6 protein-coding genes are annotated in these 7,793 nt (G+C 43.3%); 2 read left to right on the top strand and 4 right to left on the bottom strand.

Annotation, left to right across the window (positions count from 1 at the left end; genetic code table 11):
- Positions 1 to 15 precede the first annotated feature (15 nt).
- The 4 genes from rnt to ADA42_RS02565 all read right to left on the bottom strand — a co-directional run bounded on the left by rnt (position 16) and on the right by ADA42_RS02565 (position 4,314).
- Positions 16 to 681, bottom strand: coding sequence for a ribonuclease T (gene rnt / locus ADA42_RS02580; RefSeq protein ID WP_004936280.1), 666 nt, complete (start codon positions 679 to 681; stop codon positions 16 to 18).
- Positions 666 to 1,700, bottom strand: a complete 1,035-nt coding sequence (gene pyrC, locus ADA42_RS02575) for a dihydroorotase (RefSeq protein ID WP_048763448.1) — start codon at positions 1,698 to 1,700, stop codon at positions 666 to 668. The genes rnt and pyrC overlap by 16 nt, the downstream gene beginning before the upstream one ends.
- A gap of 189 nt (positions 1,701 to 1,889) precedes the next feature.
- Positions 1,890 to 3,233, bottom strand: coding sequence for an argininosuccinate synthase (gene argG, locus ADA42_RS02570; RefSeq protein ID WP_004936287.1), 1,344 nt, complete (start codon positions 3,231 to 3,233; stop codon positions 1,890 to 1,892).
- A 220-nt stretch (positions 3,234 to 3,453) separates the two neighbouring features.
- Complete coding sequence (locus tag ADA42_RS02565) at positions 3,454 to 4,314, bottom strand: LysR family transcriptional regulator (RefSeq protein ID WP_048763445.1); 861 nt, start codon at positions 4,312 to 4,314, stop codon at positions 3,454 to 3,456.
- Positions 4,315 to 4,472: 158 nt separating this feature from the next.
- Between ADA42_RS02565 and ADA42_RS02560 the strand changes: the two genes are divergently transcribed.
- Together ADA42_RS02560 and ADA42_RS02555 are read left to right on the top strand one after the other, a co-directional pair.
- On the top strand, positions 4,473 to 5,381 hold the full coding sequence (locus ADA42_RS02560) for a DMT family transporter (protein WP_048763450.1): 909 nt from the start codon (positions 4,473 to 4,475) through the stop codon (positions 5,379 to 5,381).
- 253 nt (positions 5,382 to 5,634) lie between these two features.
- Positions 5,635 to 7,665 carry an NADPH-dependent 2,4-dienoyl-CoA reductase gene (locus tag ADA42_RS02555; RefSeq protein ID WP_048763444.1) on the top strand — a complete coding sequence of 677 codons (2,031 nt, stop codon included), beginning with the start codon at positions 5,635 to 5,637 and terminating at the stop codon, positions 7,663 to 7,665.
- The last annotated feature ends 128 nt before the right edge of the window (positions 7,666 to 7,793 follow it).

Genomic DNA, 7,793 nt, shown 5'->3' with positions numbered 1-7,793 from the left:
GAGGATGGCGGTATCTTATTGATCCGCCACGAGTGTGTCAAGTAGGTGTGGAGAGAGTTTGTTTAAAATATAGCAAAACAGTTCGGCTGTCTTTTGCGTATCGTATAACGCAGAATGTGCTTCCTTGCCATCAAACTCAATGCCTGCCTGTATACATGCCTTGGCCAGTACTGTTTGTCCAAACGTAACTGCACTTAAGGTCACCGTATCGAATACCGAAAAGCTATGAAACGGATTTTGATTTTTAGTGCTGGTACGTGCAATTGCAGCTTGCAAGAAGCCCAAATCAAAATGTGCGTTGTGGCCTACCAGTACAGCATGAGTACACTGCTGTTGCTTACGCACTTCATGAATCGACTTGAATATACGTTTGAGCGCTGAACGTTCATCTTCTGCCATGGCCATGCGCATCGGATTAAACGGATCGATCCCGATAAAATCGAGCGAACGACGATCAAGATTTGCCCCTTCGAATGGATTGATATGGGCTTGATAGGCTTCGCCCGGTACAAATTGTCCGGCTTCATCATAGACGATTGGAATACAGGCGATTTCAAGCAACGCATCGGTATGCGCATTGAAACCCGCTGTCTCGACATCGACAACAACGGGTAAGAAACCACGAAAACGCTGACCAATCACAGGAAGAGTGGAGGTTTCTTGAGTCACACTTTTCTCCATTGAATGGTTTTACCTGCATAGAGTGGAATAATTTTTTCACCCTCAAGATAGTCCAGTTGCTCTGGAATCACTTGATCTTCTTTAACCAAGGTAATGGTCGAGGTGTTGCGTGGCAGGCCATAGAAGTCGGCACCAAAATGGCTGGCAAACCCTTCTAAGCGCTCAATCTTTCCAACCTGATCAAATGCCTGTGCATATAATTCGATGGCTGTCGGTGCACTGTAGCAACCTGCACAACCACATGCATTTTCTTTGGCATCTTTCGAATGTGGTGCGCTGTCGGTACCCAAAAAGAATTTTGGATTGCCGCTAGTAGCCACTTCAAGCAAGGTTTGTTGATGCGTTTGACGCTTTAAAATTGGGAGGCAATAAAAATGCGGTTTGATCCCACCGACCAGCATATCATTACGGTTAAATAGCAGATGCTGTGGCGTGATGGTGGCAGCTACGTTGCGGTCTTGCTCTAAAACAAAATGCGCGGCTTCACTGGTGGTAATGTGTTCGAGTACCAGTTTAAGTTTTGGAAACTGTTTGAGTAACGGAGATAATACTTCGTCTAGAAAGCGCTTTTCACGATCAAAAATATCCACATGGTTGTGAGTGACTTCACCATGCAGTAACAGTGGTACCTGATGCTCTTCCATTTGCTCAATTACAGCATAGACTTTGCGGATATCGCTTACGCCATTATCTGAATTGGTGGTTGCACCTGCTGGGTAAAGCTTAATCGCGTTTACAAATTCGGAAGCCTTGATTTTTTTGACTTCGCTCGCTGGGGTGTGATCGGTAAAGTACAGCACCATACGCGGATCAAAATGAACACCTTCTGGAACATGCGCCATGATTCGTTCACGGTAAGCCAAGGCTTCATCCACTGTTTTGACAGGTGGGACAAGGTTCGGCATACAAATCGCGCGAGCAAACTGGTTAGCTAAATCTGGAACAGTACGTTGAAGTGCGATTCCGTCACGTAAATGCGCATGCCAATCGTCTGGCTGCAGAAGAGTAATCGTATCCAAGGGAATTCAAGCTGCAAAATAAAACAGATGATAATGCAAAAGCCCTGAAAATGGTAACAGGAAATGCTTACAATTCACCTCAAATTGCCTCAAGTGATTGCATCTAAGCGGATTTTTAATCAAAAAGTTGATGCGTGCATAAAAAATAAAAGCTGTCAGGTGACAGCTTTTATTTGAGATTTCAGACGATTATTTCGTTTTAGTCTCTAATTGTGGTACAGCTGAGCCTTGACCAATCGAGAGCAGGCCCGAGTTGGTATAAATGCCCAGTTTTGCGCGTGTATCGGTAATATCCAGATTACGCATGGTCAGCTGGCCAATACGGTCCATTGGCGTAAACATCGAATCACCTTTTTCCATGGTTAAGCGTTCTGCTTCATAGGTTAGGTTTGCAGATTCAGTGTTCATGATGGTGTAGTCGTTACCACGACGTAATTCTAAAGTCACAGTACCCGTAATGGCTTTTGCAACCCAACGCTGTGCAGTTTCACGCAGCATCAATGCTTGTGAATCGAACCAACGGCCTTGATACAACAAACGACCTAAACGTAAGCCGTTGATGCGGTATTGTTCAATGGTATCTTCGTTGTGAATACCAGTCACCAGACGTTCGTAAGCAATATGCATAAGTGCCATGCCCGGTGCTTCATAAATACCGCGTGATTTTGCTTCGATAATACGGTTTTCAATTTGATCCGACATACCTAGGCCATGACGTCCACCAATACGGTTGGCTTCAAGAATCAATTCAACCGGATCTTCAATACGCTGACCATTGAGGGCAACTGGCATGCCTTCTTCAAAAGTAATGCTGACTTGTTCAGGCTGAATTTCAACGTCATCTTTCCAGAACGCAACACCCATGATCGGATCTACAATCTTGATACCGGCATCAAGGTATTCGAGATCTTTCGCTTCATGGGTTGCACCTAGCATGTTCGAGTCGGTCGAATATGCTTTTTCTTTCGACATTTTGTAGTCAAAACCATTATCGATCAGGAACTGTGACATTTCTGCACGGCCACCTAGTTCGTCAATAAAGGTTTGGTCTAACCAAGGTTTGTAAATTTTTAAGTTCGGGTTGGTCAGCAAACCATAACGATAAAAACGTTCGATATCGTTACCTTTGTAGGTCGAGCCGTCGCCCCAGATATTGACATCATCTTCTTTCATGGCAGTGACCAACATGGTCCCAGTAACCGCACGACCAAGTGGCGTGGTGTTAAAGTAAGGTACACCGCCAGTGCTGATATGAAATGCGCCACATTGGATTGCTGCAATACCTTCAAGTGCAAGCTGCAAACGGCAGTCGATCAGACGAGCTTTAACTGCACCGTACTGCTCAGCTTTCTTTGGAATCGCATCATAGTCATCTTCATCGGGCTGACCTAGGTTTGCTGTATATGCATATGGTTCAGCGCCTTTTTGTTTCATCCACAATAGAGCAGCTGAAGTATCTAGACCACCAGAGAAGGCAATCCCCACTTTTTTGCCTACAGGTACATGCTGCAAAATGGTTGCATTATCAGTCATTACTAATCCTAACGTTTATAAAAAGACCTAAAATGATGGTCATGAGAATTCACAATGGCGGGTATTGTAGCACTTTTTTTTATTGATTTTTTCCGATAATTCACTCGACCATCTGAAAAAAACAAAATTATGTTTTCGCTTAGAAGGCTGGCAGCAAAGGCTGCGCGGCGCAGGCTGCTCGCGATATTTTATAATAGCCACTTTATACCTATGCAGATTTTTAGTTCACCTCAAGTGATTCGTTTAACTCGATGAACTGTTTTTCAATCGGGGTGAATACGTGATCATGCCGTGCAACCAAATAGAGTCCAATATTACGATATTGATCTGGAAGCTCTTTGTAATACTGGATGTCGTATTTTTTTAACAAAGATTTTGCAATCATGGAAACACCCATTCCCAATTGTGTAAAATTTATAAGTGCTTGATAATCATAGATATGAACCAATTCGCCTTGGCTTAAATTACGCTCTGTATAAATTTTATTGAGTGTAGTGGCATAGCAGCATTCTTCACAGGCCAGCAGAATATTTTGATGATTAAGACAATCGTCTAGAGATTCATGATTAATCATATTTTTACCAATAATCACCAGTTCATCTTGTTCCTTTATACGGTACTGAAGATGCTTGTGTTTGGGGTGACCCAGCACATAGCCAAAATCGAGATGGCCTTGTGAAATTTCATCTTCAATAAAACCGGTCGATCCAGTTTTCATGGTCAGTGCCAAATCGGGATAGGCACTATATAACTGATTAAATGCAGGATAAAAACGCATTCCACCCAAGCTGGTATTGGTACCAAAACGTAAAGTGGAGTCTTGTTGTTGAATCTTGTTTTCGGTTTCTTCCCAAGTAAACATCATTTTTTTGTACTGTGTGTATAACTGCATGCCAGATTCGGTCAGTTCAACCCCTTTGGGTTTGCGAATAAATAGCTGACGATTATAGTGACTCTCAATTTTTTTGATTTTTGCGGTCATGTTAGATTGTAAATAGTTCATTTTTTGTGCAGCGGCTGAAATGCTTTTGAGTTCAGCTACGTTTACAAAGGATCGGATATCATTAATATCAATATTCATGGCCGAACTCCGCATCAAAAAGAACCTAAGATGTATTTTTAGAGAGATGAATACAATAAGGTATTAAAAAAAATGATGCTTACATTAAAACATAACATTATTCATGATGTCATTTCTTTTCTATAATGGCGCATGTTTGTTGTGAAATGGGTGAAAACGTGAATATTAGAGTCATCAGTGCCATCACACTGTTGTGCCTTGTTTGGGGATCATTATGGGGATTGGTCAAACACAGCTTACAGGTGTTTCCTCCATTTTTATTTATTTCCGCACGTTTGATTGTGGCTGCCCTAACCCTGATATTGGTACAGGCTTTACTGAAACGTTCGATTTTACCTGCACGCCATGAATGGCGAAAAATGATTGTACTCAGTCTCTTGGTTTGTTTTGGATTTTATGCGACCCAAACCTTTGCTATGCAGTTTGTCGACTCAGGATTGTCGGCGGTATTGACTTTTACCATGCCAATTTTTGTAGGTGTTTTGGCGCATTTCTTACTGAATGAACGCTTGAATTTCCAAAAAACGTTGGGCCTGATACTGGGTGTGGCAGGGCTGATCGCGATCATGTGGCCGCAGCTTAAACACATTCAATTTAATCTGTCGGTGGTGGGTGAGTTGCTGTTAATCAGTTCGGGTTTCTTCTGGGCCACGGCGACGGTGTACATTAAGAAAGAATTTGCCGAGTATGACAAAATCAAGTTGACGATTTGGCAATTACTTCTGGGGGCTGTGGTATTACTCGCTGGTGCACTTGCATGGGAACCTGTTGATTTGAATGTTTGGCTAGATCCATTGAATGCGTCAATCTTGTTCTATATTGCAATTGTTGGCACAGGATTTGCGTTTGTACTCTGGAACTGGATTGTGAGTCAGGTCGATACCTTTGTTGCTTCAATCTCGATTATGAGTATTCCGGTGTTGAGCTTGTGCTTTGGTGCGCTAATCTGGCATGAGCCTTTAACCATGAATATTGTATTGGGTGCGATTTGCATATGTTTAGGCATTGTGGTGAGCTCATTAAAGCTGGGTTCACAGCGACTTGCTGCCATTCAGAGTCATAAATAAACTCAAAAAACAGCTCTTTACAGCAGGGCTGTTTTTATAGATTTACTTGTAGATCAAGCTGAATAATCACCGTTAATATGATGCGATTCGAAACAAAGAATAAGATGTAAACCAACCAAAAGAATGTTTTGATAACTAATAAACTGACACTTTTAACACGTAAAAAAAGCACTCGGGTCATCCCAACCCCGATAAAAAGTATTAAAGTATTATGCAACAAGTTGCAAAGCCAATAACAACCTAAGGATTCGTCATGACTAGCTATGCACATATTTTAAAACCACTGCATTTAGGTTTTACAACAATTAAAAATAGAGTCGTGATGGGCTCTATGCATACCGGCTTGGAAGACCGTTTTTATAATTATCCGAAACTTGCAGCCTACTTTGGAGAGCGAGCGAAAGGCGGTGTTGGCTTAATCATTACCGGCGGCATTTCACCTAACCGACAGGGCTGGCTTTTACCCGCAGGTGGAACCATGAATTCTTTGGCAGATATTCCACATCATCGTTTGGTCACGCATGCCGTACATAAGCATGGTGGAAAAATTTTGATGCAGATCTTGCATGCTGGTCGCTACGGTTATCAACCTTTTGTGGTGTCGGCAAGCCCAATTAAATCACCTATTTCACCGTTTAAACCGCGTCAGATGTCGGAAAGCAATATTTTAGACACCATTGAAGATTATGCCCGCTGTAGCGATCTGGCCAAGAAGGCAGGGTACGATGGTATCGAAATTATGGGTTCTGAAGGCTACTTGCTTAATCAGTTCTTGAGCCGTCATGTCAATCAACGAACAGATCGCTGGGGTGGCGAGATTGAAAACCGTATGCGCTTTGCAGTTGAAATTGTAAAAGCGATTCGTGAAAAAGTCGGTGAAAAATTTATTATTAGTTTTCGTCTGTCTATGCTGGATTTAGTTCATGATGGCAATACCATGAGCGAAGTGATTACGGTGGCACAGGCACTTGAAAAAGTGGGCGTTACCTTACTCAATACGGGTATTGGCTGGCATGAAGCGCGTATTCCAACCATTGTCACCTCTGTACCGCGTGCGGCTTTTGTCGATTATACTGCTTATGTGAAACAGCACGTGTCTATACCTGTGATTGCGGCCAATCGAATCAATATGCCAGATGTGGCAGAAGAGATCTTGGCACAAGGTAAAGCCGACATGATTCAGATGGCACGTCCACTTTTAGCCGATGCTTTTTGGGTAACCAAGGTTGCTACCAATCGTGTCGATGAAATTAATACCTGTATTGCCTGCAATCAGGCTTGCCTCGATCACACTTTTAAAAACCAGCGTGCAACGTGTTTGGTCAATCCGCGTGCAGCATACGAAACCGAGCTAACGTATATCAAAACCAAAAAACCGAAAAAAATTGCGGTTGTAGGTGGCGGTGTCGCAGGGTTGTCGGCGGCCACCGTTGCAGCCAGTCGTGGGCATCAGGTGACGTTATTTGAAGCTGCGTCTGAAGTGGGTGGGCAATTTAACTTGGCCAAAGTTATCCCCGGCAAAGAGGAGTTTCATGAAACCATTCGCTATTTCAAAGTGCAACTAGAAAAAACGGGTGTAGATGTGCGTTTAAACACACGCGTCAATCGTGAGCAACTCGAGCGCGAGGGCTATGAAGAAGTGATTGTGGCGACGGGTGTTGTTCCACGCCAGCTACGAATTGAAGGCAGTGATTTGCCACAAGTTCTTTCGTATGCTGAAGTATTACGTGGTGCTCCAGTTGGTGAAAAAGTGGCTGTGATTGGCGCAGGTGGTATCGGGTTTGATGTATCTGAATTTTTACTCAAACCTGCGCATCAGATTCAGCCCCAGCCCTTGGCGGATTGGCAGCGAGAGTGGGGGGTCGACTCTAATCCGAATTACATTACCGAAGGTGGCCTGCAACCTGTCCAAATAGAAGTATCTGTGCGACAAATTTATTTATTACAACGTAAAACCACACCGCTGGGAATTGGTTTAGGAAAAACATCAGGCTGGGTGCATCGCGCACAACTGAAAAAACATGCGGTGCGAATGATGCGTGGTGTGCAGTACAAAGCTGTAACTAATGAAGGCTTGTGGGTGGAAGTAAATGGTCATGATCAGCTACTTCGTGTAGATACGGTTGTGGTTTGTGCTGGACAAGAGTCAGTAAAAGATTTAATGCCTTTAGCACAGGAATCGACACTGGCACGCTATCATATTATTGGTGGAGCGAAGCTTGCTGCTGAGCTAGATGCTAAGCGTGCCATCCGAGAAGGCGCAGAATTGGCCGCAGAACTGTAATTTTGATGAAACAATATGCAAACGAGTGCAAAGCGTTAAAATTTTTCTTGAATAAAATAAACGGTCTTTGTATTCTTACGCACATGGAAGCGTGGCAGAGCGGTTTAATGCACCGGTCTTGAAAACCG

The sequence above is a fragment of the Acinetobacter sp. 243_ASPC genome (assembly GCF_001054715.1).
GTDB classification, from domain to species: Bacteria; Pseudomonadota; Gammaproteobacteria; order Pseudomonadales; family Moraxellaceae; genus Acinetobacter; species Acinetobacter soli.
This window is presented reverse-complemented; position numbering and strand designations above follow the sequence as displayed.